Source organism: Pseudomonas sp. TH06 (assembly GCF_016651305.1).
Taxonomy (GTDB): domain Bacteria; phylum Pseudomonadota; class Gammaproteobacteria; order Pseudomonadales; family Pseudomonadaceae; genus Aquipseudomonas.
The window spans coordinates 1968332-1992315 of sequence record NZ_JAEKEC010000001.1 but is presented as its reverse complement, the minus strand read 5'-3'; the positions used below and the strand labels follow the sequence as shown (position 1 = coordinate 1992315).

Here is a 23984-nt window from a genome sequence, read left to right as displayed (position 1 = left end):
TCAACGCTTCTCAGGCGCGCGAACGCACTGATCGACACCTTCGACGCAGGCACCTTCGGAAATGCGCCAACCCGGGGTGGTGTTGCCCATGACGCAGGCGGTCAGTGAAGAGTCCTTGCCGGCCTGCGCCAGTATCTGCTGCAGTTCGCGGGCCTGCCCCAGTGCCTGGCACTGCGTCGTGCCGAGCAATTTCTGCAACGACAGACTCTGGTTCGACAACTCATCGACCTGGAGCAATTCGTCCATATAGCCACGCTTGCTGCCCAGTGCCACGAAATGACCGAGGCCGTTGTCGATCAGTCGCGGCTCGATCAGAAACAGGCGCACCGAACGGCGGGTGAAGCTGGACTTGAAACGGAACAGTGCGCCCAGGTACGGGATATCGCCCAGCAAGGGCACCTTGCGCATCGACTCGCTGAGTTCGTCGCGGTAGATACCGCCGATCAACAGACTCTGGCCATGGCCGACGCGCGCCACGGTATCGACCACGGTACGGGCGATGGTCGGAAGACCTCCAGGCCCGGAACTATTGGGTTTCTGGTTGCCGTCTTCGATGTGCAAGCTGAGGCTGATTTCCGGTTTGTCACCCAACTGGATCACCCGCGGTGTCAGTTTGAGCATCGTCCCGTAGGTGATGGGCCTGAGTTCAGCCACGCGCTCACCGATGAGTCTGACGTAATAAGTTTCGCTGTGATCGATCACCGCGAGGGTATTTTCCTGGGTCAGCACGGTCGGCCGCGAGCCGATCTGCGCGCGACCCTGGTTCTGCAACAAGGTGATTCGCGCCAGCAGGAAATCCAGACCTCGACTGTCCACCAGACTGGCACCGGCCTCCCTGGTCGTCGCGGGCCCGCCGAGGTTCTCTGTGCTGGTGCGGATGTCGACCAACTGGCGAGGACCGACGCTGATCCCGACGCGCCAGTCCACACCCAGCTCGGCGAGGTTTTCTGCGTTGATGTCGACAATCGACAACCCGACTTCGATGCGCGCCGACGGCCGATCCAGCGCCGTGATCAGGCGCCGGTACATCGGCATGCGTTCCTTGGTATCGCGCACGAGGATGGCGTTGAGCGAGGGTTCGGCCTGAACCACCGCACGCCCGGACTGCACCGGCGAACGTGGACTGTCCTGCCCTTCGACCGCCACCACGTTGGCGTCACCCAGCACCCGGGCGAGGATGGTCGCCACGCCGGGGGCTTCAATGTCGTCCTCGCGATACTTGATTCGTCGATCTTCGGCGACCGCGTACTTGAGCGGAAAGATTTCCACCACCAGGTCGCCGGTCTTTTCACTGCGCAATGCGTGCTGCTGCTCCAGGGCCATGGCGGTTTGCTCCACCAGGTCGAGGTAACGCGAAGGGCCGGAGATATACACCAGCCGTCCGCTCATGTCCGGTCGCCAGCCAAAGCGCGGTTCCCACACACCCCCCGCTTCCAGCGCCTGCCTCAATTCGGCTTCGCTGACTTGCTCCAGCTTGACCAGTCGCGACTGCATTTCAGTGGATTTGAAAACATACAGAACAGCCCCGTCGTAATACCAGATGAGGTTGTAAAGCGAGGCCATCAGTTGCAGAAAGGACTGCGGATCCTTGAGGTCGAAGCGCCCGCTGACCTGGTCGTTGACCTTGTCACTGACAATCACCGAGCCGTCGTAGTTGGCGCCGAAATTGGCCAACACATCGCGCAGGTTTTCACCTTGAGCGACGTAGTTGTAGGGGATGGCTGGCCAGTCCAGATCCTGACCATAAGCGGTAGTGGTCAACAGCCACGCAAGTACCAGACTCGAGAATCGCGAAACACTCAGGGACGCCATAACGTTTGTTTCCACTGCGGTTCAAGGCCTGCAAGCAGCAAGTCTGGCTTGATCGTTTCCAGTAGGGTGACCTGAGCCGTCAATGCCTGCTCCAGATCGTCGAGTTCGAGGGTGCCCAGATCAAGCCGCGCCTCAAGGACGAGGTTGGACTGTTCGTCAGTCGCCAGCCCCTGCGGATGATGGCGACTCCAGCGGGTAACCTTGCCCAGCAAGTTGAGAAGCACCTCACGATCCGCCGGGGATTGGGCCTGAACCTGCCAGTTCAGTGGACTGGAGAGCACCAGATCATCGCCCTGACGGCGCAAATACAGGCTATGCGTGTCGACCCGCAGGTGATAACGGCCCGATTGATCGGCCACAAAGGCCCCTTGGCCCGTGCGTGCGGCCAATCCGGTCAGTAAATGTTCCATGATTCCTCGGCGTATCTGGCAGTCAGAGGCTCTGCCAGTAAAAGTGATCGTGGGCCTGACACAGGTTGCGTTCTTGCAGGAAGTGCTGCACCGCGTCCGCGGCGCCAGCGTCCTCGTCAAGTTTGGCCAGCGGCTCCCACAGCGAGGTCAGCACCACCGGCACGGGTGCAAAGCCATCGAGCTTGCCATCGGCCAGCAACACGGCCATGCCTTGATGCCAATTGGGCCAAGCGAGTCTCGCCTGCTCGGAAATCATGCTCAGCTTACGCACCAGCGCCGCAGTATCGGCTTGGGTCTTGGCCTCACAGCGCTCGATTTTGGCCAGCTCCAGACGCGCCAGTTGTGAGTCGGTCGAGCCCACCTGACGCCAGAACTGCGCCTTGATACGCAATTGACGAGCCTGGGTTTCATACTCGATCAACGTAGAACGCCAGCTGGGAATGGCTTCGTCGAACAGGCTTTCCCACCAACCGTAAACAGGTAACAGGACCCAGTCGATGATCGCCTGGGTCGAGGCGAGGTTGATTCGGTCGCCCAGCCAATTGCACCAGTCCTCGCCCCGGGCGGAGGCCTGACGCAGAACCAGTTGAATGTCGCCGCGCTCAAGGGCCATTCCACGGGCAAGGCGTTGCTGCAGCCAATTGGACTGAAACAGCTGCTCCAGCTGCACACGCGGCAGCAGGCGCTGTAACAGACTCAACTGTCGCGCGCTGATGATCCCCGATTCACGGTACAAGCCGCCTGATACACAGCCTGCCACTCTGCCTCGACGGCGGGCATCCTGTCCCACTACGGAGACCCGACGACCAGCAAAAATACCGGCTTGAGGGCGTTGATTATGGTCTTCCTGGCTCATTCTCTGCCTTGACTATCTCGTTTCGTAGCACACCCGTCAGCGTCTTTCACTGCGACCAATCTTACTGAGGGTCAATGGACCAAACTTGCAAAAAACGTCATTTTTTTTTAGCCCGACGCTATTCTTTTCCTTGCCTGGAACGACTGGGCGTACACCCGAAACGGCGTCGATAGCTTTGGGTAAAGTAGGACTGACTGGAAAAACCGCTTTCCATCGCGATGTCCACAATACTCATCTCACTGTTAAGCAATAAATGGTGGGCGTAGAGGATACGCCGCTCGCTGATCCAGGCACGAGGGGAAACGCCATAGACTGAACCGAACAATTCCTTGAACGTTGTCAGCCCCATGCCAAACTGCCGGGAAAACTCACAGAGCCGCCACTCCTTGAGATAGTGCTCCTCCATGAACACTTGCAGTCGCTCGACATGGCGACTGCCCTGCTGGCGCAACACCGACATCAGCGCCGGCCCTTGGGGGCTGAACGCGAACAACATCAACAACTCTTCGACCCGCAACAGCGCCAGCATCGGTGGATGTTCGTGCACCATCAGGCCTTCCAGCCCCTTGATGCAGTCAGCCATCAATGGCGTACTGGCAAACGCGATAAGACTGACCCCGGGCTCATCCCAGCGTTCGACTTCACTTAATAGATCGCCGAAACGCTGAATAAACTTTTGTAAAAACGGAACTGATAATGGGATCCAAAGTAAACGACACTCATGTTTGCCCGTGCTGACGACGTAGTTGCCTCTGCGAGCAAACACTAGTTCGCCCGGCATGAGGCAAAGTGTCGCATTACAATCCTGAACTGTGAGCTGCCCTTCAATCAGGATATAAATTCCTGCTTCACCGTTCGATACGAATTCAAACGTAGGAATAGCCCATCGGCACAGTTTTATCTGTTTCCGAGCACGTGTGCTGGCACCTTGCATTTTTTAGTGACCCCAACCTGCACATACAGTTTGTACGGCGCCTAGGCAGGCAACGTACGAAAACTCACCCTCGACGTAATACGGCGTGACACCCTGATCGATGATCAACTCAACGACAGCTGTCATTAGTAATAGTTAATTATCGAATTAGAACAATTACTCTTATTAAGCGGCATCACGCCTTTTTTTGTATAACTCGCGAAGTATCGGAATACTCACTGAAATTAATTAGCAAAAAATTAATACAAAGCATTTCAAAGATGTGTCGCCGCGGGCCGGACAGTGCATTTTGGATAACACGGTAGTTGTCCAAGCTGTACTTTCATGTCGTTATCGATCACTACAGGCTGCCAACTTCTAGCTTGAACAGGCCCCTCTTCGGACCAGGCCAGTTGACTGCGCAACGACAATCCCTCGCCGGCTACCTGCGCCGGCATCAGACGAAAGGCAAAGTGCACAGGCAACGCCGTCACCCGGTAACTGGCCTGGGCAATCATTCGCGGCTGCCCTTCGACCTGCGCATAAAGACGCACACTGACATAGGCCGGGCGCGTGACAGCGGACGGCATGCGCACCTCGCCTTGCACATTCACCCGCTCTATCGGCGCGGGTGACACACTGACACAGCCGACCAGAGCCAATAAAACACTGCACAGCAGCGCTTTGATCATGGCCGCCTGACCTGACGCTCATAAAGGGCCGATGTATCGCCATCGATCAACCGTTGCAGGTGCTGCTCAATCTGATGATCGGTAGTCACCTGTGTCGACAGCCAGCGCCCCAGTTCAGCCACACTGGCCACACCTGCCTGGCGGCTGGGCACCTGACTGAGCGAACGTCCGGCAAAGCTCCCGGAAACTTGCGCCTCGTCGGTCTTGACGGCGGGTGGAATACCAACGCTGTCTATTTTCATAACTCTGCTTAAACCCTCATGCCGGCGGGTCTGGATTGCGCGAGTGCGGCACTGTCCCGTCCAGGCAGCAACTTCTGCCAGAATTCGGCGTGATCCAGCAGGTTGGCCAAGGTGCTTTCGAAACGTAACAAGTTCAGCTCGGCGGCCGGAATCTGCGCGTACAGCTGCACCAGGCCCGCTTCCTCGTCAAAACCAAAATGCAGGTCGAAGCGATACCAACGTCGATTGAAACTCGCCAGTTGCCGGAAAATTCCTTCGCCTAAGGTTTCGATCCCCGCCACATCGGCTTCCAGGACGAGTCGGTCACGTCCGGCCAGCAATACCAGCGTCACGCCCAACTGATCGTCAAACAGAAGGCTTGCGACCCCTTCTTCATCCAGCGACAAAGCGGGAAGTCCACTGCGGCTGGCAAATTCGGCAAGTAGCTGATTGACCCTGATACTCAAATCCATGCATGTCTCCTCGAGCTAGGCGAATGCTAGCACCCGGCCATGCAGCGGTTTTGTCACTGACGGGCTTTTCTTTTAAGAAAAAAGCCACATCACTGCGGCTTTTTTCCTACAACCAAAATCAAATCAGGCTACGCCAGCGGCCGCTCGCCATGCCTGGTTGTGGTTCGCGGTGTACTGCACAATAAATTGCAGCATATCCTTCATGAAGTTGGCGTCGTAGCTCAACTTGTCTTCAACCTTCTGCTTTTCACTCTGGGCAATCGACGCGTTGACTTCGTCTTCCTTGGCATTGGCCTGAACCGCCGTTTGCTCGACCTGCACCGCGTTATTGGACATCTGTCCAAGTGCCTGATTTACGCCGTTGATGCTTTGCAGCTTGGCATTGCGGTTATCAATACGCTGCCCGGCCAGTTTGAGCGCACTGGTGTCGGCTGCCTGATCCTTGGACCAGATCTTGCCGACTTCGACACGATCGGCGTCCGAGGTTTTACCCAATGCCTGCATCTTCGCGTCGATCAGTTCGTTGCGACCGGCGATGTTTTTCTCCAGGCTTTTCTCCTGGCTGATTGCCTTGCCATTCTTGACCGCGCCGATGGTACCGGTAATCGCCGATGCCACGGCCATCACCCCGGAAATCACCGCCATCGCAACCATCAAATTGGAGCCGCTGCGCATTTCATCCACCTGGGACTGCTGCGCGTTGATGATCGAAGTGTTCTCGCTGTCGCGCTGAACGATGCCCAACTCGCGAGCCTTTTGCGCGATGCGAAACAACAGCACCATCAGCTCGACACTGCCATTGAGTTCACTGCTGACTTTGCCCAGGCCTTCGGGCTTGAACGTTTGACGCGGCTCGATCAGATCGACGCCCGAGCTCTTTTTCGCTTCACCGAGCGGCATCATGCCGGCGGCGTGAACGGTTTCGCTGCGCGCGGCGGATTGAGTTTTTTCCAGCGGCTGAGTATTGCCAACCTGACTCAGCCCGTGAGCGCCATAACCTGTTTCAATAATCATGATGTGCTCCTCAGATAGCCGCAGGACGGCTGGAAAGGTTGTGCAGGCTGTCGCCCTTGGCATTGATCATCTGGAAAATCTGTTCCATGACCTGCAAAAACGACTCGACCATGTGACTGAGCTCTTCCTTGAGTCTGTCCATGACGGCCTGGAACTGCGTGAGCTCGGAGCGCCCCTCCAGGACATCGGCCTGTTTGACGGCTGACTTGGCCTGAAACGCCGAGTTGGCGGTTTGCGCCGCACCGTTGGCGACATCCAGCGTCACATCGGAAATCTGCATGCCGAGTTTGGCGCCATGGGAAAGCGACTGACTGGCAACGTTGCCGAACTTGCTACCCAGATCCGCCACTTTGCCGGCGAGGCTGGCAGTGAGCTCGGCGGCCTTGCCACCGATTTTTGCACCCACTTTGGCGACCGCCCCCACGGCAGCCCCCCCGAAACTGACTACCGCAGCGATCACGGCGATGGCGATTTCAATCCCCATCAGAGCCGGTCCGAGCTTTTCCATCACTTCTTTGCTGATCAATCCGTCCTTCGCTGCTTGTTGCACAGCCTGGGAAACGACACCCATCACACCGCCGGCAATCATCAGTGCTCCGGCAGCCGCGCCAACGCCCGTCGCCACCAGGATGGCGCCAACGATGATCGAGGCAATGGCACTGATCCAGCCAAAGATCTTGCCGATCAGACCGGACTTCTGCGCTTCTTTAGCCGCCTCGGTCGCCTCCAGAATCTTCTTCTGGTTTTCTTCTATCTTCTGCAGGTTTTGCTCACGCGCCTGCTTGATCTCTTCGATCTTGAGCTTCTTCTGCGTGGACTCCAGTTCGCCGGTCACTTTGGCCAACTCGATTTCGAAGTCCTCCACCGAGCTGAGCCGCGCCACACCCAGCCGAGAAGTTTCAGCGATAAAGCGCTGAGCCAGCGCAGTGTCCTGGCGCACCGACTGCACCAGACGATTGATGTCCGCCCGAGAGCTGGCATCCAGTCGTTGCTGACTCGCCGCCGAAGGCGCGGTCAATTGCACACCCTGAGTGTGGAGGGCCTGACGGCCATCCGCCTCGACCCGGGAGACCGTAAGTGCGTCCCCTCCTCGGTCATTGCGTGGACGGGCCACCGGGTCGCTGGCAAAAACGTCCCCGGTGGCAAGCGCAACGCGATCAAACGTTATCGGATTCATTGTGTTGATCCTTTCTCGCTAATACGGCTTCCAACATGGCGCCGGCACGCTCGGCCAAAACCGCGTGCGCCGGCTGTGCCGAGGCCAAGGCCCGAGCCGAGTAGAAGCCACTCTCGGCTCCGTCGAGATCACCCAGTTGCAGGTGACACTCGCCAGCATGAAACGGAAATCTGGGCTCGTTGATGTCAATCAGCGCGCCATAACTGAAGCTCTGCAATGCCAGCTCAAGCTGCCCCAACGACTGGCGACAGGCACCCAGTCCGAGGAAGAACCGAACGTCGTAGTGATCGAGCATGCACAGCGATTGAAAGATCTTGTGGGCGTCCTCGCACTTGCCGGCCTGGTATTGATTGAAGGCCAGGGAATAGAGCTGCTCCAGGCTGTCGCCGGAGATGTTTTTGAGCATGGCCAGCGTGCCGCCATCGCGCAAAAAAGCTTCCAGTTCCTTCTCGTATTCCTCAGACAAATCTTGTTCTTGCTGGCTCATCAACCGTTCCTATATGGCATTTAGAATGTCGCGCATCACGCTGTCGTATTTCTGGACGAAGCGATTGAGGGCCTCGATCGCCGAGTTGTAGCGCGAGCTGACATCGTTCAACAGCGTGGTTTTTTCACTGACCTGGTCGTTGATCGGACGGGAGCGATCGCCCACCGTCGTGGCGAAGTTGGCAATGGGGTTGTTCTCTTTCTCGAACGCGTAGCTGTTCTGCAAGTCCGCGTCTTTCATCGCACCGCTTTCCTTGGGTTCACCTGTCAGAAATGCCTTGATGCTCAGCGGCTTGCCCGCGCTGTAGGTATTGAGACCGGTCAGCAACTTGTATTCCGCGCTGGCCTGCCAGCTCTCCTCGGTGGGGTAGCCGTACAAGGCCTTGTCAAAAAGATTGAGCCCCGGTTCGATCTCGATTCCTGCTTTGGCCGCCAGCTTCGCGTTGATCTGCGACTGGATCTTGCTGAAGATATTGAGCTCGGCAGTCAGCGCCTTAAGGTCGTCGCGCAACTCGTTGCGTTTGCCGTCCTGTATCAGCAAAACCTCTTCGTAAACACCGCGAACGTCATCATCGATTCGATCACCCGTCAGTCCGAAATGCGTCTTGGCGAGGAATTCTTTCAGCGGCCATGGCTGGCCTGGCTTGGCATCGGCGTACTGATTGATCAGCTGCTTGACGGACTCGATCCCGGACTTCACCTGCAGCTCATACAGGCCGCCCTTCGTGATCGGTACTGGCGGCAGAAAGTAGGCCAGCAGCTTGTCCATCTGCGCCGACGACAAGGCTTGGTTGTCATGGGAAAAGCTGACTTTGCGGTTGCTGATCAGCGCCCGCAGTTCTGCGAGCGCATCGGTTCCGCGCCCCCGCAACTCATCTGCAGGCAGTGTCTGCAACTGGTTCAGAAAACCCGAAAGGTCTTGCTGGTATTGCCTGATATCCATAAGAGGTTCCTTACACTACAAGTCCACGCATCGAGGCCGGACGACGCAGGCGTTTACCTTCATCGGCAACCGGCGGACGGCTGATCCGCATCCGCTGCACTTCCTGCAACAGCTCTTGTTCCGCGGCCTGCACCAACGGCTGATCCGGTGATCGAAAGACCCGATCACGAACCTCGGCAGACAACCCCAGGCCTTCCCACATTTCACCGAGCAAGCGTTCGCGGTGCTCGTTGTCCTCAATCGCCCTTTCGGCAGCCTGAAGCGTTTTGGCGTAGGTTTCGTCGTGCATATCCATGGCTCCTATAGTAGGGACAGGGCGATTGGCTTCCTGTCAGGCACGGTCGATTTTTTGTCGTTTTCGCATTGATTGCAGCGAACACACGTGTCCGGCCTGTAACTCGAACCAGCCGGCTTGCGGCTCGGCGGCGCCCGTCCAGCGACGATAGAAACGCTCCATCCGCTGGCCCTCCAGCGGACTTCCGGCCATCGCATCTACCTTGCCGTACAAACCGGCCTGCGGCCCGAGAACCGCGAGTACCGCCTCAGCCAGTACATAAAGCGCCGCAAAGGAATTGCCCAGACCGCGCCGCCCGTCGACGCGGCGCAGCATGACAATCCAGACCCGCGAACCTTCGCAGCGCCAGGCCAGCTCACAGCCGCCATGCACGAATCGCCAACCCAGCGACAACGAGCTCTGGCGCAGAAAATGCGGCTGAATGTCATAGCCTTTCGCTTGCAGCCAGTGCGTCAATGGATCGCCGCTCATAACGAAACCCGCCCCAAGGGCTGAATATTGATTTGCTGGGTCAGCTCCTGATACGAGAGCACCGGCAAGCCGTAGTAATCGCCTTCAATCAACTTGCGCACGTAGCGGCGGATGTCCATCGACACGACCAACACTGGTTTGGTCTGCATTTGCGAGAGGTCGCCGACGGTCTGCCGGACTTGTTCGAGGAAGGACTGGGTGACGGCCGGGTCCAGTGCCAGATAGCTGCCGGCACTGGTCTGACGGATGCCGCCACGAATCTGCTCTTCTACCAATTGGTCGAGCAGATAGGCCGGCAGGATGTTGTTGCCGCTCGAATACTTGTAGCAGATGTAGCGTTTGAGGCTGCTGCGGATGTATTCGGTGAGTTGCACCACATCTTTCTCTTTTTGCCCCCACTCGACCATCGCTTCGAGAATCGCCCGCAGATTGCGGATCGAGATGTCCTCGCCCACCAGGCGCTGAAGAATCTCGGTCATGCGCTGCAACGGAATGATGCGTTGGGCTTCTTTCACCAGTTCCGAATAGCTGTGCTCCATCTGCTCCAGCAGGTAACGGGTTTCCTGGATGCCGATAAAGTCTTCGGCGTATTCGCGCAGCACATGCGACAGGTGCCAGGTCAGCACCTGATCCATGGTCAGGAAAGCGCATCCGGATCGCTCAAGCCGCCCTTTGTGCTCGGCGTCGACCCACAACGTCGGTTGGCCCGGCAGCACCGGTTCGCCCTCTTCAAACGGCACGCCAATCAGCTCCAGCTGACTGGCCCTTTCCTGCACCAGCAACTGCGCACTGCGCAGGCGCCCACGTGCCACCGGCACCTCTTGCAACTGAATCAGGTATTCGCCGTCTTTCAAGCCGTCATTGAAGCGCAGATGGATACCCGGAAACGGAACGCCAAAGTCCAGATAGAGCGCACGTCGTACCCGCACCAGCTCATCATTGAGGGCGAGCGCCTCAAATTCCTGCTGCATGCCCGCATCGACATCGATCAGCAAGGGTACGGTCATGGCGAACTCTTCCTTGTCACCCAGGCGCGAGCCTTTGGGCTTGCTGCCCGAGGGCTTGGATTTGGGCCTGGCCGATGACGCGGCGCCCGCACCTTGCGCCAACAGCGTCGGCAAGTCCTTGGGGTTGTTCTCGGCGACCAGAGCGCGTTGACGCAACAACATGAAGTAGCCGCCACCGCCCACCACGGCCGCCAACACCATGAACGTCACCGTCGGGAATCCGGGGATAAGCCCGAACAACACCAGCAGCACACCACCGATCAACAGGGCCTTGGGCTGCGCCACGACTTGATCGCCGATGTCATTGCCCAGGTCCGAGGCGCCATCTGACGAGTCCCGGGTCACGATGATCCCGGCCGTGATCGCGATCAACAGCGCCGGTACCTGGCTGACCATGCCGTCGCCAATCGTCAGCACCGAATACAACTGCAAGGCATCGCCGGCGGTCATGCCCTTTTGGGTCATGCCGATGGTGATGCCCGCGAGGATGTTGATGAAAATGATGATCAGGCCGGCAATCGCATCGCCTTTGACGAATTTCATCGCGCCATCCATCGAGCCGAACATCTGACTCTCGCGCTCGATCACCGCTCGCCGGTCCCGCGCTTCGTTGACGTCGATGACACCGGCGCGCATATCGCCGTCGATACTCATTTGCTTGCCGGGCATCGCATCCAGAGAGAATCGCGCGCTGACTTCAGCCACGCGCTCGGCACCTTTAGTGATGACCAGAAACTGCACAATGGTGATGATCAGGAAGATGATGCAACCCACCACCAGATTGCCGCCCACGACGAAGTTGCCAAACGTGTAGACGATCTGGCCGGCGTCGGCTTCCAGCAAAATCATGCGCGTGGTGCTGACCGACAACGCCAGCCGGAACAACGTGGTGATCAACAACACCGCCGGGAATACCGAAAATTGCAGCGGCGAGCTGACGTAGACCGACATCATCATCAACACCACCGACACCGTGATATTGATCGCAATCAGGATGTCTAGCAGGAACGGCGGCAGCGGCAGGATCATCATGAACACCACGGCCAGCAGCATCACGGCCAGCATGATGTCCTGGCGCTCGCCCACCTTCCTCAGGAAATCAGACAGCGCGTTCATAAGACTCTCGCTGACTCAGAAACCGTTCGTGAGCGACGCGGGCATCGGCCATGCGTCCCTGTAACTGGCACGCGCGACTGACACAGTCCCACAGCGCCAGGTCATCCTCGCCATCGGCCAGCAACCGGTCGCATTGACGTTCGGCCAATGCGCCCTCCTCCAGTTGCAACAGCGCCACCACCAACGCCCTGCGCGCCTGGCGATGGGTCGGATCAACCGCCAGCAGCGCCTCAAGAAATATCCGTGCCCGACCTGGCTGGCCGCACTGCAGCTGTAACCAGCCGAGCAGTAGCAGCAGGTTTTGCTGTACCGGTTTCAACATCATGGGGGTCATACCTTGTGCAGCAAATGGAGGGCCATCTGCAGCAAATACTCGTCTTCGCTGCGGGCTTTGAGCAGCGCCAACGCAGCCTGAAACTCGGGCACATCGGGCGTAGAGATTTGCTGCTCGAGGTTTTTCAGAGCCTGGCGAAACGCCTGGGGTCGCAGCAGTTCCTGAAAGCTTTGGTCGGGACGGGCAAACGCCAGCAGCCGCCGCCCGGCGAGGTCCGTCGGATACAGACTATCGAGGTGAGTCTCGACTGAGTGGCCATCGGGCGGCAGTACATAGCGCTCGGGCAAGACGCTGGTGCGATGCTGCTCCCCGACCTCGGTCAGTTGTTCAATGCCAATGTGCGGGGCGCTGATCCGACTCACGGCTCAAGCACCGCGCGGCGCGCCGAACTCAATGTGCGCAGCGCCTGATGCAACACCGGGGCGGTGACGCGCCGATCATCCAGAGTGATCAGCAGTAACAGACGTCCGCTCGCCCACGCGCATCGCATCGGCAATGCCGGCCCGGTGCGGCTGAAGGTCAACGCCAAGGCACGAATCGCCCCCTGATGAACCTGATGCCACGCCAGATCCACCGCCAGCCACAGCGTAAGTTTGCGCTCATGCCGCTCGAGTTGCAGTGTGCCGGACTCTTCGAACTCCAGCTGAATCAGCGCCCCTGCCGGAGCGGGTACGACCACCCCGAGGTCCTGGCAAAACTGGGCCAATGCCTGGTCAATCCAGTGCATGTCGTTTACTCACTGTGCCTGCCATTCGTCTTCTTCCTGATCAATAGCCAGATCCAGCGCAAGCTGACAGGCATTGAGCAGGTTTTGACGCTGCTCCTCATCGCTAAAAATTTCCGTAGGGATCAGGCGGATCAGGCGTTTGATCTCACGAAAGAAATGGATCCGGCGTGCCGCGTCCTTGATTGCCAACGGCACGATCAGCCGCTGCACGTCCTGAACGTTCGCCCAGCGTTTGTCGACCAGGCCGATCAACCCTCCCATCAGGTCAGAAGGCCCGTATGCCATGCCCTCGCTCCCCTGTTACCAGCGCCTGCCAGAGCGCGTTGACCTGGTCCGAAAGGCCCGTCAGCACCCGCAACTTGTGCATGTCGCTCATTACCCGTTCGAGCTTGATCGGGTCGAGCCGCGCCTGCTGACTGTCGAGGTCGGCACTCAACGCCTTCATCAAAAATCCGGTCACGCCTTCCAGCGCGCTATTGCCGAACCGCGCATGAATGTCGTCCCACGCCGCACTCAGGCCGCGATAGTCCATGACGGCATCGCGGTAGGTGTCTCGCAGTGACTGGATGTCTCCAATCCCCTGCTCTGCAGCCTCCTTCGCCAACGGCCCGATCTGCAAGCCAAGCTCGATGGCGTGGCCCTGTTCCTGGGCCATCTCCAGCAGCGCCTGGTCAATCAGCTCGACTATCGCCCAGGCGTCGGTCTTGTCGGCCAGCTCTTTGCGCGCAAAGGTCAGGGCAACAAACTGATGACTGATCTCTCGAGAAAACCCCTTGAGGTACGCCTTGAGCTGCGCAAGGTTGTTCAACTGGCCGCTGCCGAGGTGCGCGACGAGGGCTTCGAGTTTTTGTTGCGACTCAAGGTCCGGGACTTTCCTGAGGTGCTCTTCGAGCATTTCGAGGATTTCACTGAGCCGCGCATGACCGTCGCTGACGCTGCGCTTGGCCAACGACTTTTCCACTCGCTCGGAGAACGCGAAGGTCAGTTCTTCAGCGGCGTCAGCCATCGACTGACTGATGGAAACGTACTGCACACGTTCGCCCTGGAAGCTGCCGGTCGGCCGGCTTTCACGCGCAATGCCCGCCTCGGTCTGTCGATCCGGCAGCGACGCCGCAGGGACGACACTCTGAATAATGGCCATAGGAGCACTCGCTTGCAGGCAACGGAGATGTGAATGCCATTGTAGAAACACGTCTGCCGGGGGCTCTGCCAAAATCGGTCGCTTTTTTTTAGGCCTTGCGCCAACCAATTTCTAAAAACTTGCGACCGGCACTGAAATTACCGCAGCAGGCCTTTATTTATAGTGGCCGCCAGTCCCCCACCCAAGCCGACCATGCACCTCTCACTCGAACACATCACTGGCCAGATGCAGCAGGCCATCGATAAAGGTCGGCTGATTCAAATTCGCGGCCGGGTTACCCAAGTCACCGGCACACTGCTCAAAGCGGTGGTCCCGGGTGTGCGCGTGGGCGAACTGTGCCAACTGCGCAACCCGGACCAGTCGCTGTCGCTGATGGCCGAAGTCATCGGGTTTCAGCAGCATCAGGCGCTCTTGACCCCGCTGGGTGAAATGCTCGGTATCTCCTCGAACACTGAAGTCAGCCCGACCGGCACCATGCATCAGGTTGGCGTCGGCGATCACTTGCTGGGTCAGGTGCTTGATGGCCTCGGTCAGCCACTCAACGGCATCAGCCTGGGTGAGCCCGCTGCCTGGTACCCGGTTTACCGCGATGCACCGGACCCGATGAGCCGTCAGTTGATCCAGCGGCCGATTTCCCTCGGCGTGCGCACCATCGACGGCCTGCTGACGTGCGGTGAGGGTCAGCGCATGGGCATATTCGCAGCGGCCGGCGGAGGTAAAAGCACGCTGCTGGCCACTTTGATGCGCAGCGCTGACGTCGACGTCATCGTTCTGGCGCTGGTCGGTGAGCGAGGCCGGGAGGTACGCGAATTCATCGAGTCGGACCTCGGTGAGCAAGGGCTCAAACGCTCGGTGCTGGTGGTCGCCACATCTGACCGACCGGCCATGGAGCGCGCCAAGGCCGGGTTTGTCGCCACCACGATTGCCGAGTATTTCCGCGACCAGGGTAAACGCGTGCTGCTGCTGATGGACTCGGTGACCCGGTTTGCCAGGGCCCAGCGAGAGATCGGCCTGGCCGCTGGCGAGCCGCCGACCCGGCGCGGCTACCCGCCCTCGGTGTTCGCCGCCTTGCCGCGATTGATGGAGCGGGCCGGCCAGTCGGACAAAGGTTCGATTACCGCGCTGTATACCGTGCTGGTCGAAGGCGACGACATGACCGAGCCCGTGGCGGACGAGACCCGCTCGATTCTCGACGGACACATCATCCTCTCGCGCAAGCTGGCCGCGTCCAATCACTACCCGGCCATTGATGTACTGCGTTCGGTCAGCCGGGTGATGAACCAGATCGTGACAAGCGAACACCGCAATGGCGCCAACCAATTGCGCGAATGGCTAGCCCGCTACGAAGAGGTCGAGTTGCTGATCAAGATCGGCGAATACCAGAAAGGCCAGGACCCGGTGGCCGACCGGGCCATCGAGAAAATGGAAGGTATCCGTGCCTGGTTGCGTCAAGGCACTCACGAACCCAGTGATCTGCCGCGCTGCCTTGAACAACTCATGAGTCTGACCCGATGACGTTACCCACCCTGCTGCGCATCAAGAGCTTGCGCGTCGAGCGCGCGGAACAGGAGCTGCAACGCCAGGAGCGGCGGGTCGCCGAGGCACACCGTAGCCATCAGTCGGCAATCGCCGAACACCAGCAATACCGAGAGTGGCGCCAGGCGCAAGAGCATCAATTGTTCGAGCACTGCAAGGCCAAACCCATGAACCGCAAAGCGCTTGAACAGTGGCAGCAACAAGTGGCCCTGCTGCGAGAAAAGGAGGCGGCACTGGAACAGGGCATCGCCGAGCACGCCGAACATCTGACCCAGGAACGCGAACGCCTGCGCTTGAGCCGACGGCGCTTGCAGGAGGCTCAGCAGCAGGTGGAAAAATTCACCGAATTGACCCGCCATGCCCTCGCCGAGGAACGGCTGTTGCTTGAGTTCAAAGAAGAACAGGAGCTCGAAGAGTTCCGTCGTGTCGAGGCCGTTTCATGAGCAGAACTTCTCCACCGGACTTCCCGCAGGATGTCTTTGCGCGCACACCGGCTCCGGCACGGGTTGCAGCCGATCAGAGCCGTCAGGCTGAATTCGAACGGGCACTCAACCATAAACCTGATGCGAACGAGAAACGTCGGGCCGAAACTTTGCGCAAGTCCGATAGCCGTGAACCGGGCAAAACGCCTGCGAATGCATCGCGCGTTCCGGAAGATGATTCCCGGCACGTCACAGAGACCGCAAACCACAGACGAAAATCGCTCACCGGCCCTGAGTCAGATCCGGACACGCCGGATGAGCGCGCTGAAAAGGACGGAGCCGGCGCGCAACCGGAGCCTGGATCAGAACCCACGCCTGCGCCCACAGGCGCGCATCAGCAACCCGCGCTTGCGAGCGAACGCCCCGTGCCCGCCACAGGCCCGCGCGAAAACACCCCGGTGACCGCGAAGAACCCCGAACCGGGTCTGCCCGTTCCGCCCGGCGGCCCTGCACTCGGGGTCGTCGCAGAAACGGCCTCTGACCAGCACAATTCTTCTGGCGAGCAAGAGCAACAGCCGCCCTTGAATGCACTGTTCGAAGAGCCAAAAGCTGCTGCAGGCATGACCCAGACTCCGGGTGACAAACTGCTCGCCCGCTTGCTCAACAACGCCGAGCCGCCTGCGCTGAGTAGAGATCTCGACAAGCTGATGCAAACCCTGCAACTGCACATCCATACCGGCGTTTCCCGCAATGGAAGCACCACGTTGCTGCAGGTGAACCTGGCGCAACTGGGACAGATCGATGTGCAACTCGCCCATTCGCATGGGCACCTGCACGTTGAAATCCAGGCCAGTCCCGGAAGCCTGCTGCAACTTCAACTCGCCCGTGGCGACCTGATGGAGCGCCTGCAACGGCTCAACCCCGGACAACCGATCCAGTTGACCTTTAACCAGCATCAGCATGGAAGCGACCAAGGTTCGCGCCAGCGTCGGCACGTGCAGGACGAGTGGGAGCCAGACACATGAGCAGCCTGAAACTGCCTCGCGTTGAAGCTTGCGCACTGGCCTTGCAACAGAAAGTCAGTCGTTGTCGCACGCGCTACCCGCTCGCGGACGGCGAAGCCCGGCTGACGTTCCTGGCGCAGCCCGACGCGCTGGATGTGCGGCTCAATGTTCACTGGCAAGGTCTGGCCCTGAGCTGGCGCTGCCACAGTGCAAGCCTCGCCGGATGGCTTGAACCCCACTTGCAGGAAGCTGCGTTCAGCAGCCTGCCACCGCCGCTGCAATTGGCATTGCTGGAGCTGGAAAGTGCGCTGCTGCCGGGGCTCATCTGGAAAAGCATCGAACCGTGTCGGGCCGAGTCCGGCACGGACACACCGATGCTGGCATTGACGCTGTCACGCGGCGCGCAGCGTCTGGTGATCTGGCTTGAGGGTGCCCCCGACACGCTGCTTGCGTGCATGCCCGCGCGCCCATTGGCAGAGCTGACGGCAATTGCCTTGCGACTCTCGCTGCAATGGGGGCCGGTTTGCCTGCTCCCGGCGCAACTGCATTCACTGGCCACCGGTGATCTCCTGTTGCTGCCGGCGCGCCACGACGCCGCCAGCCCTTTACTCGGCGTCGTCGAAGACCGCCCATGGGCACGATTTCGCCACCACGATTCTCAACTGGAACTGCTCGCCATGCACAACGAAGCGCCCGTCGAAACCACACAGGATCTGGCCAGCCTGGATCAACTCCCGGTCCAGGTCAGTTTCGAAGTGGGCCGTCAGACCCTCGACCTGCACACCCTCGCCACCCTGCAGCCAGGATCATTGATCGATCTGGCCACGCCGCTCGAAGGCGAGGTACGGATTCTCGTCAATCAGCGCTGCCTTGGCGTGGGTGAACTGGTGAGCATTCAGGATCGCCTCGGCGTGCGTATCACCCGTCTGCTGCAGGATCAGCCCACATGATTCAACTGCCTGACGAGCTCAGCCTGATTTTCGGATTGGCGCTGCTGGCATTGCTGCCATTCATTGCGGTCATGGCCACCTCATTCATCAAGATGACCGTGGTCTTCTCATTGCTGCGCAACGCCCTCGGCGTGCAACAGATCCCGCCAAACATGGCCATGTACGGTTTGGCGATCATCCTGAGCCTGTACGTGATGGCCCCCGTCGGTTTCGCGACCCGCGATTACTTGCGTACACATGACGTCAGTCTCAGCAACACCGAGTCGGTGGAGCAGTTCCTCGACGAAGGCATGGAGCCGTATCGGGCCTTTCTGAAAAAGCAGATCAAGCCCCGCGAACACGCATTCTTCGTCGACAGCACCCGTCAGGTCTGGCCCAGCGAGTACGCGGACCGCCTCGAACCCGACAGCCTGTTGATCCTGCTGCCGGCGTTCACTGTCAGTGAACTGAGTCGCGCCTTCGAAATCGGTTTTCTGATTTACCTGCCGTTCATCGCGATTGACCTGATCATCTCGAACATCCTGCTGGCGATGGGGATGATGATGGTTTCGCCGATGACCATTTCCTTGCCGTTCAAGTTGCTGCTGTTCGTCTTGCTGGATGGCTGGGCGCGGCTGACTCACGGTCTCGTGATCAGTTACGGAGGTTGACGGGGTGAATAACGCCGAGATCCTTCACTTCACCAGCCAGAGCCTGTGGCTGGTGCTGATTCTGTCGATGCCCACTGTGCTCATGGCCGCTGCCGTCGGCACGCTGGTGTCGCTGGTGCAGGCACTGACCCAAATCCAGGAGCAGACACTGGGTTTCGTCGCCAAACTGATTGCCGTGGTCGTCACACTGTTTGTCACGGCCGGCTGGATGGGCAACGAGTTGTATGCCTTCGCCGAACTGACCCTGCTCAAGATTCCCCTCGTGCGATGAGCATTCAGGACCTGCAACAGCTTCTGCTGGCCTACACCCTGCTGCTGCCAAGAATCATCAGCTGCTTTGTGGTCATGCCGATTCTCAGCAAACAAATGCTCGGTGGCGGTCTGCTGCGCAATGGCGTGGCATGCTCACTGGCACTGTTCGCCTACCCCACCGTCGCCGGCACATTACCGATGACGCTGGATGGCATTGATCTGGCCATGCTGATCGGCAAAGAAGTGCTGCTCGGCCTGCTCATCGGATTTGTCGCAACGATCCCGTTCTGGGCCATCGAGGCGACCGGCTTCATCATCGACAACCAGCGCGGGGCCTCCATTGCCTCGACGCTCAACCCGACGCTGGGCAGCCAGACCAGCCCTACCGGCTTGTTGCTGACACAAACCCTGATCACCCTGTTTTTCACCGGAGGCGCGTTTCTGACCTTGATCGGCGCGCTGTATCAGAGTTACGTCAGTTGGCCGGTCGCGACGTTCTTCCCGTATATCGGTAGCCAGTGGGTGGACTTTTTCTACGGGCAATTCGCGCAACTGCTGCGTTTGTGCCTGTTGCTTGCCGCGCCCCTGCTGATCGCCATGTTCCTGGCCGAATTCGGCCTGGCCCTGATCAGCCGTTTCGCCCCGTCGTTGAACGTGTTCATCCTCGCGATGCCGATCAAAAGCATCGTCGCCAGCCTGCTGTTGGTGATTTACCTGAACGTATTGATGGACCACGCCTATGACAGCCTGTTGATCGCCATCGATCCGCTGCGCCAGTTGCGCCCGGTACTGGAGACGCCATGAGTGCGGAAAAAACCGAACAGCCCACACCGAAGAAAATCCGCGATGCACGGGCCAAAGGCCAAGTCGTCAAAAGCCGGGAAGTGGTGTCCACCGCACTGATCCTGGCATTGATCGCCACGCTCATCGGGTTCTCCGACTACTACATGGAGCACCTCGGGCAACTGATGCTGATGCCCGAAGAGTACGTGAACCTGCCTTTCCGACTGGCCTTGCAGTTGATGGTGGAAAACCTGTTCCAGGAGATGATTTATCTCTGCCTGCCACTGTTGGTCGTCGCCGCAGTGGTAGTGATCGCGGCGCATCTGGCGCAGTACGGGTTCCTGCTCAGCGGCGAATCGATCATGCCCGATCTGCAAAAGATCAACCCGGTGGAAGGCGCCAAGAAGATCTTTTCGATGCGCAGCCTGGTGGACTTTCTCAAATCGCTGTTCAAGGTGGCATTGCTCACGGTGTTGGTGTGGACGACTCTGGCCGACAATCTCGATGCGCTGGTCCGCCTGCCCGGTTGTGGCCTGGCCTGCATCGCACCGGTGATCGGTCTGCTGCTTGAGCATCTGCTGGTGGTCTGTGGCGTCGGGTTCATCGTGATCTCGGCGCTTGACTACGCCTTCGAGCGTTACCAGCACACCAAGCAATTGCGCATGAGCAAGGACGAGGTCAAACGCGAATACAAAGAGATGGAAGGCAGCCCGGAAATCAAAAGCAAGCGGCGGCAGTTTCACCAGGAATTGCAGTCGAGCAACCTGCGCGCTGACGTCAAACGCTCCTCGGTGATCGTCGCCAACCCCACCCACATCGCCGTGGGCATTCGCTACGTGAAGGGCGAGACGCCGCTGCCGATCGTCACCTTGAAACACACCGAAGCCATGGCCCTGCAGGTGCGGCGGATTGCCGAGGAAGAAGGCATCCCGGTATTGCACCGAGTGCCGCTGGCCCGGGCGCTGTATCAGGACAGTCATGTCGATCAGTACATCCCCGCTGACTTGATTCAGACCACCGCTGAAGTGTTGCGCTGGCTCGACAGTCAGCAACAAACCCCTCCACCGGAGCTGTAACACGCCTCGGCACTTGCGGTTTTTTTCAGGCCAAGCGGTAACGGCGTGCCGATCATGCGGTCAACGCAGGCACGGTCTAAAGCCTCGCTGAATGTAACTCCTGCTGAAAACCACGCATCACAGTGATGCCCGCCACGCCGGGCTGTCTTCTTACGCCTTCATCCAAAGGAACCCGGATGCTTGAACTTGTCGCCGCTTTCATCTGCCTCACCACCCTCCTGACTTTCGTCAATTTCCGCTTCATCGGCCTGCCGCCGACCATCGGCGTGATGGTCACCGCACTGATGTTCTCCCTGCTGCTGCAAGGCCTGAGCCTGCTCGGTTACCCCGGCCTCGAAGAGCGGGTGCAGCAACTGATCGGCCAGATCGACTTCGGCGATCTGCTGATGAACTGGATGCTGTCGTTCCTGCTGTTCGCCGGCGCCCTGCACGTCAACCTGAATGACTTACGCAGTTACCGCTGGCCCATCGGCCTGCTGGCGACGTTCGGTGTATTGATTGCGACCGCTGTGATCGGCAGCCTCGCCTATTACATTTTTGCCTTGTTCGGCTGGCATGTGAGCTTCCTCTACTGCCTGCTGTTCGGTGCGCTGATTTCGCCGACCGACCCGATCGCTGTGCTCGGCGTGTTGCGGACCGCCAACGCCTCGAAACCGCTGAAAACCACCATTGTCGGCGAATCGCTGTTCAACGACGGCACTGCGGTTGTGGTGTTCACCGTGTTGCTGGGCATCGCCCAACTCGGCGAAACCCCGACCGTCAGCGCCACCGCCATGCTCTTCGCTCATGAGGCGATTGGTGGCGTGCTGTTCGGTGGGCTGATCGGTTATCTGGTTTACCTGATGATCAAGAGCATCGAGCAGCACCAGATCGAAGTGATGCTGACGCTGGCGCTGGTCATCGGCGGCTCGGCGATGGCGGCCGAACTGCACGTCTCGGCGCCGATTGCGATGGTGGTCGCTGGTCTGATCATCGGCAACCTCGGTCGCAACCTGGCGATGAACGACATGACCCGCAAATACCTCGACGGCTTCTGGGAGCTGCTCGATGACATGCTCAACGCACTGCTGTTCGCGTTGATCGGTCTGGAACTGTTGCTCCTGCCGTTCAACTGGCTGCATGTGGCAGCGGCGAGCCTGCTGGCGGTGGCGATTCTGCTGTCGCGTCTGCTCACCGTGGCCCCGGCCATCCTGCTTTTGCGGCGCTGGCGGACCGTGCCACGCGGCACGATTCGCGTGTTGACCTGGGGTGGTTTGCGCGGTGGCGTATCGGTTGCCCTGGCCCTGTCACTACCGCTGGGTGCCGAGCGTGACTTGTTGCTGAGCATCACCTACATCGTCGTGCTGTCATCGATTCTGCTGCAGGGCCTGACCATTGGCCGCGTCGTTCGCGGGGTGACCACCCCGCAAAGCGTCAGCGCTGCCGACTCTGCACACTGACCCTTGATCCGGGCACCGTCGCAGCGCACTCGCGCTGCGACGGACTGCCGCCGCCTGTATCAGCCAGCAGCTCTGAATACGGCATCAACCTGCTCCGCTGCGTGTAACAGCAGGCTGTCTTGTCGAAAACCTCCGATCATTTGCAGTCCAACGGGTAACGCCCCGGCATTGCGCACGAGAGGAAGGTTGATCTGAGGCAAACCAAACGCCATCCAGCACTTGCTGAAATCGGAAGGTCCGGTCGCGCCAAGGCCCAAAGGAGCGACGATGCCACAGCTCGCACCCAGCACGGCGTCAAACGGCTTGAACAGCGGTTCCAGCACAGCGGCCAGCGTCGCCAAACGCTGCTTCGCCGCAGACTCTTGCTCCCAGGTCGTCATACGGGCGCGTTCAATCATGGCCAACAATTCATCACTGAGTAGCTCAGGGTGCGCTTGCAGTTCTTTGGCCATTGATCGTGCACCCTCGCAATCGTTGATCAATAAATGGTCATCGAACACCGTCGCAAACTCCTCGGGCAACGACACCTCGCTCACTTGATGCCCCGCCAGACGCAGCGCTTCAACCGCAGCGTGCAATGAACTGGCGACGTCCGCGTCGACCTGATCCCAGCGCGCCGTACGGCAGAAGCCGAACGTGCATGACTGACGCTCATGAGCAGGCGTCGGTAAACCGGGAATGAGGACTTGAGCCAGCAGTTGCAGATCACGCACCGATCGGCCATACCAACCCACCGTGTCGAAGCTCGGCGCCAAGGGCTTGACCCCTTCCAGAGACACCAGTCCGTAAGAGGGTTTGAACGCATACAGTCCGCAATACGAGGCCGGTTTGATCAATGACCCGGCAGTCTGCGTGCCCAATGCGAGCGGAAAAAAACCGGCCGCCATTCCCGCTGCCGAACCGGCACTGGAACTGCCGGGTGTGCGATCAAGATCATGTGGATTACGGGTTGGGCCGGTATGCATGTAAGCGAATTCGGTGGTGTGGGTCTTGCCCATGATCACCGCGCCGGCCTGGCGCAGAAGCGCGACGACATGGGCGTCACGCGACGGACAGTTGTCCGCATAGATCGGGGAGAAAAAGCGCGTGGGATGATCCACGGTGTCATAGATGTCTTTGACCCCCACGGGCACACCCGCGAGCAGGCTTTTCGTGTGGCCGTTTTTCAGTTGGCGAGCCTGACGGCGCACCCCGTCCGGGTCGAACGAAACAAAGGCTTTTATGCTTTGCTCTTGCGCTCCGACACAGTCGAGAAAGTGCTCGGCAACTGTCTCTGCGCTCACGACATCCGAACGAACCATTGCGGAAATGGCGGTGGCGTCGTTTTGGTTAAAGTTGTGCATAAACGCCCTGCAGATCAGTGAAGCCCTTTATCTCGATGGGATTTCCGGCCGGGTCCAGAAAGAACATGGTTGCCTGCTCACCGGGTTCTCCTGGAAAACGAATGCTCGGCGGCAAAACAAATTGCACCTGGCCTTCGATCAAACGGTCTTTCAAGGCCAGCCAGTCCGACATCTCAAGTATCACCCCAAGGTGCGGCATCGGTACGTCATGCTCACCGACTCTCCCGGTGTTGGTCACTGCAAAGGGTTCTCCCAAATGCAACGACAATTGATGCCCGAAAAAATTGAAATCAACCCAGGTATCGGTGCTGCGCCCTTCCTCGCATCCGAGCAGATCACCGTAGAACTGGCGGGAAAGCTGCAAATCGCGGACGTGCATAGCAAGATGAAAAATCGACTGCATGGAGAGCTCCTGACGATCGCCGAATGATGAAAACAGCT

Annotated in this window: 30 protein-coding genes; 9 read left to right on the top strand and 21 right to left on the bottom strand. The window is 59.2% G+C overall.

Features of this window, described 5'->3' with window-relative positions; translation table 11 throughout:
* The 19 genes from sctC to sctW all read right to left on the bottom strand — a co-directional run bounded on the left by sctC (position 1) and on the right by sctW (position 14088).
* The gene (gene sctC, locus JFT86_RS08915) at positions 1-1812 is read right to left on the bottom strand and encodes a type III secretion system outer membrane ring subunit SctC (RefSeq protein ID WP_201236473.1); all 1812 of its coding nucleotides are present in this window, start codon (positions 1810-1812) and stop codon (positions 1-3) included.
* Positions 1800-2222 carry a YscB family type III secretion system chaperone gene (locus JFT86_RS08910; protein ID WP_201231577.1) on the bottom strand — a complete coding sequence of 141 codons (423 nt, stop codon included), beginning with the start codon at positions 2220-2222 and terminating at the stop codon, positions 1800-1802. Before JFT86_RS08910 ends, sctC begins: the two co-directional genes overlap by 13 nt.
* A gap of 22 nt (positions 2223-2244) precedes the next feature.
* A complete protein-coding gene (locus JFT86_RS08905; protein ID WP_201231578.1) occupies positions 2245-3078 on the bottom strand; it encodes a T3SS regulon anti-activator ExsD domain-containing protein in 834 nt (277 codons plus the stop codon).
* Between the two features lie 118 nt (positions 3079-3196).
* The gene (locus tag JFT86_RS08900; RefSeq protein ID WP_201231579.1) at positions 3197-4012 is read right to left on the bottom strand and encodes an AraC family transcriptional regulator; all 816 of its coding nucleotides are present in this window, start codon (positions 4010-4012) and stop codon (positions 3197-3199) included.
* A gap of 254 nt (positions 4013-4266) precedes the next feature.
* Positions 4267-4683 (bottom strand): YscW family type III secretion system pilotin, encoded by a 417-nt coding sequence (locus JFT86_RS08895; RefSeq protein WP_201231580.1) that lies wholly within the window; start codon positions 4681-4683, stop codon positions 4267-4269.
* The gene (locus JFT86_RS08890) at positions 4680-4925 is read right to left on the bottom strand and encodes a T3SS regulon translocated regulator ExsE family protein (protein WP_201231581.1); all 246 of its coding nucleotides are present in this window, start codon (positions 4923-4925) and stop codon (positions 4680-4682) included. Before JFT86_RS08890 ends, JFT86_RS08895 begins: the two co-directional genes overlap by 4 nt.
* 8 nt (positions 4926-4933) lie before the next feature.
* Entirely contained in the window at positions 4934-5377 is a 444-nt protein-coding gene (locus JFT86_RS08885; protein WP_201231582.1) for a type III secretion system chaperone, read from the bottom strand.
* A 123-nt stretch (positions 5378-5500) separates the two neighbouring features.
* Positions 5501-6391, bottom strand: coding sequence for a YopD family type III secretion system translocon subunit (locus JFT86_RS08880; RefSeq protein WP_201231583.1), 891 nt, complete (start codon positions 6389-6391; stop codon positions 5501-5503).
* A 10-nt stretch (positions 6392-6401) separates the two neighbouring features.
* On the bottom strand, positions 6402-7568 hold the full coding sequence (sctE, locus tag JFT86_RS08875; RefSeq protein ID WP_201236472.1) for a type III secretion system translocon subunit SctE: 1167 nt from the start codon (positions 7566-7568) through the stop codon (positions 6402-6404).
* On the bottom strand, positions 7549-8055 hold the full coding sequence (locus JFT86_RS08870; protein WP_201236471.1) for a SycD/LcrH family type III secretion system chaperone: 507 nt from the start codon (positions 8053-8055) through the stop codon (positions 7549-7551). Before JFT86_RS08870 ends, sctE begins: the two co-directional genes overlap by 20 nt.
* 9 nt (positions 8056-8064) lie before the next feature.
* On the bottom strand, positions 8065-8997 hold the full coding sequence (locus JFT86_RS08865) for a virulence-associated V antigen (RefSeq protein ID WP_201231584.1): 933 nt from the start codon (positions 8995-8997) through the stop codon (positions 8065-8067).
* A 10-nt stretch (positions 8998-9007) separates the two neighbouring features.
* Positions 9008-9286 carry an LcrG family type III secretion system chaperone gene (locus tag JFT86_RS08860; RefSeq protein ID WP_207196769.1) on the bottom strand — a complete coding sequence of 93 codons (279 nt, stop codon included), beginning with the start codon at positions 9284-9286 and terminating at the stop codon, positions 9008-9010.
* Between the two features lie 42 nt (positions 9287-9328).
* Positions 9329-9763: an LcrR family type III secretion system chaperone gene (locus tag JFT86_RS08855; RefSeq protein WP_201231585.1), complete on the bottom strand. Its 435-nt coding sequence runs from the start codon at positions 9761-9763 to the stop codon at positions 9329-9331.
* Positions 9760-11886, bottom strand: a complete 2127-nt coding sequence (gene sctV, locus JFT86_RS08850; RefSeq protein ID WP_201231586.1) for a type III secretion system export apparatus subunit SctV — start codon at positions 11884-11886, stop codon at positions 9760-9762. The genes JFT86_RS08855 and sctV overlap by 4 nt, the downstream gene beginning before the upstream one ends.
* Positions 11870-12211, bottom strand: coding sequence for a type III secretion protein (locus JFT86_RS08845; protein WP_201231587.1), 342 nt, complete (start codon positions 12209-12211; stop codon positions 11870-11872). Before JFT86_RS08845 ends, sctV begins: the two co-directional genes overlap by 17 nt.
* A gap of 5 nt (positions 12212-12216) precedes the next feature.
* A complete protein-coding gene (locus JFT86_RS08840) occupies positions 12217-12582 on the bottom strand; it encodes a YscX family type III secretion protein (RefSeq protein WP_201231588.1) in 366 nt (121 codons plus the stop codon).
* Entirely contained in the window at positions 12579-12947 is a 369-nt protein-coding gene (sycN, locus tag JFT86_RS08835; RefSeq protein WP_201231589.1) for a type III secretion chaperone SycN, read from the bottom strand. Before sycN ends, JFT86_RS08840 begins: the two co-directional genes overlap by 4 nt.
* A 9-nt stretch (positions 12948-12956) precedes the next feature.
* Entirely contained in the window at positions 12957-13232 is a 276-nt protein-coding gene (locus JFT86_RS08830; RefSeq protein WP_201231590.1) for a TyeA family type III secretion system gatekeeper subunit, read from the bottom strand.
* On the bottom strand, positions 13213-14088 hold the full coding sequence (gene sctW, locus JFT86_RS08825) for a type III secretion system gatekeeper subunit SctW (protein WP_201231591.1): 876 nt from the start codon (positions 14086-14088) through the stop codon (positions 13213-13215). The genes JFT86_RS08830 and sctW overlap by 20 nt, the downstream gene beginning before the upstream one ends.
* Positions 14089-14280: 192 nt before the next feature.
* Here sctW and sctN point away from each other — a divergent pair, with 192 nt between their 5' ends.
* The 9 genes from sctN (at position 14281) to JFT86_RS08780 (ending at position 22200) form a co-directional block, all read left to right on the top strand.
* Positions 14281-15603, top strand: coding sequence for a type III secretion system ATPase SctN (gene sctN, locus JFT86_RS08820; protein WP_201231592.1), 1323 nt, complete (start codon positions 14281-14283; stop codon positions 15601-15603).
* Positions 15600-16067 (top strand): YscO family type III secretion system apparatus protein, encoded by a 468-nt coding sequence (locus tag JFT86_RS08815; RefSeq protein ID WP_201231593.1) that lies wholly within the window; start codon positions 15600-15602, stop codon positions 16065-16067. Before sctN ends, JFT86_RS08815 begins: the two co-directional genes overlap by 4 nt.
* A gap of 404 nt (positions 16068-16471) precedes the next feature.
* On the top strand, positions 16472-17071 hold the full coding sequence (locus JFT86_RS08810; RefSeq protein ID WP_201231594.1) for a type III secretion system needle length determinant: 600 nt from the start codon (positions 16472-16474) through the stop codon (positions 17069-17071).
* Positions 17068-18000, top strand: coding sequence for a type III secretion system cytoplasmic ring protein SctQ (sctQ, locus tag JFT86_RS08805; protein ID WP_201231595.1), 933 nt, complete (start codon positions 17068-17070; stop codon positions 17998-18000). Before JFT86_RS08810 ends, sctQ begins: the two co-directional genes overlap by 4 nt.
* Positions 17997-18650, top strand: coding sequence for a type III secretion system export apparatus subunit SctR (gene sctR, locus JFT86_RS08800; protein ID WP_201231596.1), 654 nt, complete (start codon positions 17997-17999; stop codon positions 18648-18650). Before sctQ ends, sctR begins: the two co-directional genes overlap by 4 nt.
* A gap of 4 nt (positions 18651-18654) precedes the next feature.
* Positions 18655-18921 carry a type III secretion system export apparatus subunit SctS gene (gene sctS / locus JFT86_RS08795; RefSeq protein ID WP_201231597.1) on the top strand — a complete coding sequence of 89 codons (267 nt, stop codon included), beginning with the start codon at positions 18655-18657 and terminating at the stop codon, positions 18919-18921.
* Positions 18918-19706, top strand: a complete 789-nt coding sequence (gene sctT / locus JFT86_RS08790; protein ID WP_201231598.1) for a type III secretion system export apparatus subunit SctT — start codon at positions 18918-18920, stop codon at positions 19704-19706. The genes sctS and sctT overlap by 4 nt, the downstream gene beginning before the upstream one ends.
* Entirely contained in the window at positions 19703-20761 is a 1059-nt protein-coding gene (gene sctU / locus JFT86_RS08785; RefSeq protein WP_201231599.1) for a type III secretion system export apparatus subunit SctU, read from the top strand. Before sctT ends, sctU begins: the two co-directional genes overlap by 4 nt.
* A gap of 176 nt (positions 20762-20937) precedes the next feature.
* Positions 20938-22200 carry a sodium:proton antiporter gene (locus JFT86_RS08780; RefSeq protein WP_201236470.1) on the top strand — a complete coding sequence of 421 codons (1263 nt, stop codon included), beginning with the start codon at positions 20938-20940 and terminating at the stop codon, positions 22198-22200.
* A 59-nt stretch (positions 22201-22259) separates the two neighbouring features.
* Here the strand turns inward: JFT86_RS08780 and JFT86_RS08775 are convergent, their stop codons facing one another.
* Together JFT86_RS08775 and JFT86_RS08770 are read right to left on the bottom strand one after the other, a co-directional pair.
* A complete protein-coding gene (locus tag JFT86_RS08775) occupies positions 22260-23543 on the bottom strand; it encodes an amidase (RefSeq protein WP_201236469.1) in 1284 nt (427 codons plus the stop codon).
* The gene (locus JFT86_RS08770; RefSeq protein ID WP_201236468.1) at positions 23530-23946 is read right to left on the bottom strand and encodes a VOC family protein; all 417 of its coding nucleotides are present in this window, start codon (positions 23944-23946) and stop codon (positions 23530-23532) included. The genes JFT86_RS08775 and JFT86_RS08770 overlap by 14 nt, the downstream gene beginning before the upstream one ends.
* Between the last annotated feature and the right edge of the window lie 38 nt (positions 23947-23984).

Bases quoted from the DNA above. Each gene is read 5' to 3' on its own strand.
- sctC (WP_201236473.1), bottom strand. From the start codon at position 1,812: ATGGCGTCCCTGAGTGTTTCGCGATTCTCGAGTCTGGTACTTGCGTGG.
- JFT86_RS08910 (WP_201231577.1), bottom strand. From the start codon at position 2,222: ATGGAACATTTACTGACCGGATTGGCCGCACGCACGGGCCAAGGGGCC.
- JFT86_RS08905 (WP_201231578.1), bottom strand. From the start codon at position 3,078: ATGAGCCAGGAAGACCATAATCAACGCCCTCAAGCCGGTATTTTTGCT.
- JFT86_RS08900 (WP_201231579.1), bottom strand. From the start codon at position 4,012: ATGCAAGGTGCCAGCACACGTGCTCGGAAACAGATAAAACTGTGCCGA.
- JFT86_RS08895 (WP_201231580.1), bottom strand. From the start codon at position 4,683: ATGATCAAAGCGCTGCTGTGCAGTGTTTTATTGGCTCTGGTCGGCTGT.
- JFT86_RS08890 (WP_201231581.1), bottom strand. From the start codon at position 4,925: ATGAAAATAGACAGCGTTGGTATTCCACCCGCCGTCAAGACCGACGAG.
- JFT86_RS08885 (WP_201231582.1), bottom strand. From the start codon at position 5,377: ATGGATTTGAGTATCAGGGTCAATCAGCTACTTGCCGAATTTGCCAGC.
- JFT86_RS08880 (WP_201231583.1), bottom strand. From the start codon at position 6,391: ATGATTATTGAAACAGGTTATGGCGCTCACGGGCTGAGTCAGGTTGGC.
- sctE (WP_201236472.1), bottom strand. From the start codon at position 7,568: ATGAATCCGATAACGTTTGATCGCGTTGCGCTTGCCACCGGGGACGTT.
- JFT86_RS08870 (WP_201236471.1), bottom strand. From the start codon at position 8,055: ATGAGCCAGCAAGAACAAGATTTGTCTGAGGAATACGAGAAGGAACTG.
- JFT86_RS08865 (WP_201231584.1), bottom strand. From the start codon at position 8,997: ATGGATATCAGGCAATACCAGCAAGACCTTTCGGGTTTTCTGAACCAG.
- JFT86_RS08860 (WP_207196769.1), bottom strand. From the start codon at position 9,286: ATGCACGACGAAACCTACGCCAAAACGCTTCAGGCTGCCGAAAGGGCG.
- JFT86_RS08855 (WP_201231585.1), bottom strand. From the start codon at position 9,763: ATGAGCGGCGATCCATTGACGCACTGGCTGCAAGCGAAAGGCTATGAC.
- sctV (WP_201231586.1), bottom strand. From the start codon at position 11,886: ATGAACGCGCTGTCTGATTTCCTGAGGAAGGTGGGCGAGCGCCAGGAC.
- JFT86_RS08845 (WP_201231587.1), bottom strand. From the start codon at position 12,211: ATGATGTTGAAACCGGTACAGCAAAACCTGCTGCTACTGCTCGGCTGG.
- sycN (WP_201231589.1), bottom strand. From the start codon at position 12,947: ATGCACTGGATTGACCAGGCATTGGCCCAGTTTTGCCAGGACCTCGGG.
- JFT86_RS08830 (WP_201231590.1), bottom strand. From the start codon at position 13,232: ATGGCATACGGGCCTTCTGACCTGATGGGAGGGTTGATCGGCCTGGTC.
- sctW (WP_201231591.1), bottom strand. From the start codon at position 14,088: ATGGCCATTATTCAGAGTGTCGTCCCTGCGGCGTCGCTGCCGGATCGA.
- sctN (WP_201231592.1), top strand. From the start codon at position 14,281: ATGCACCTCTCACTCGAACACATCACTGGCCAGATGCAGCAGGCCATC.
- JFT86_RS08815 (WP_201231593.1), top strand. From the start codon at position 15,600: ATGACGTTACCCACCCTGCTGCGCATCAAGAGCTTGCGCGTCGAGCGC.
- sctQ (WP_201231595.1), top strand. From the start codon at position 17,068: ATGAGCAGCCTGAAACTGCCTCGCGTTGAAGCTTGCGCACTGGCCTTG.
- sctR (WP_201231596.1), top strand. From the start codon at position 17,997: ATGATTCAACTGCCTGACGAGCTCAGCCTGATTTTCGGATTGGCGCTG.
- sctT (WP_201231598.1), top strand. From the start codon at position 18,918: ATGAGCATTCAGGACCTGCAACAGCTTCTGCTGGCCTACACCCTGCTG.
- sctU (WP_201231599.1), top strand. From the start codon at position 19,703: ATGAGTGCGGAAAAAACCGAACAGCCCACACCGAAGAAAATCCGCGAT.
- JFT86_RS08780 (WP_201236470.1), top strand. From the start codon at position 20,938: ATGCTTGAACTTGTCGCCGCTTTCATCTGCCTCACCACCCTCCTGACT.
- JFT86_RS08775 (WP_201236469.1), bottom strand. From the start codon at position 23,543: ATGCACAACTTTAACCAAAACGACGCCACCGCCATTTCCGCAATGGTT.
- JFT86_RS08770 (WP_201236468.1), bottom strand. From the start codon at position 23,946: ATGCAGTCGATTTTTCATCTTGCTATGCACGTCCGCGATTTGCAGCTT.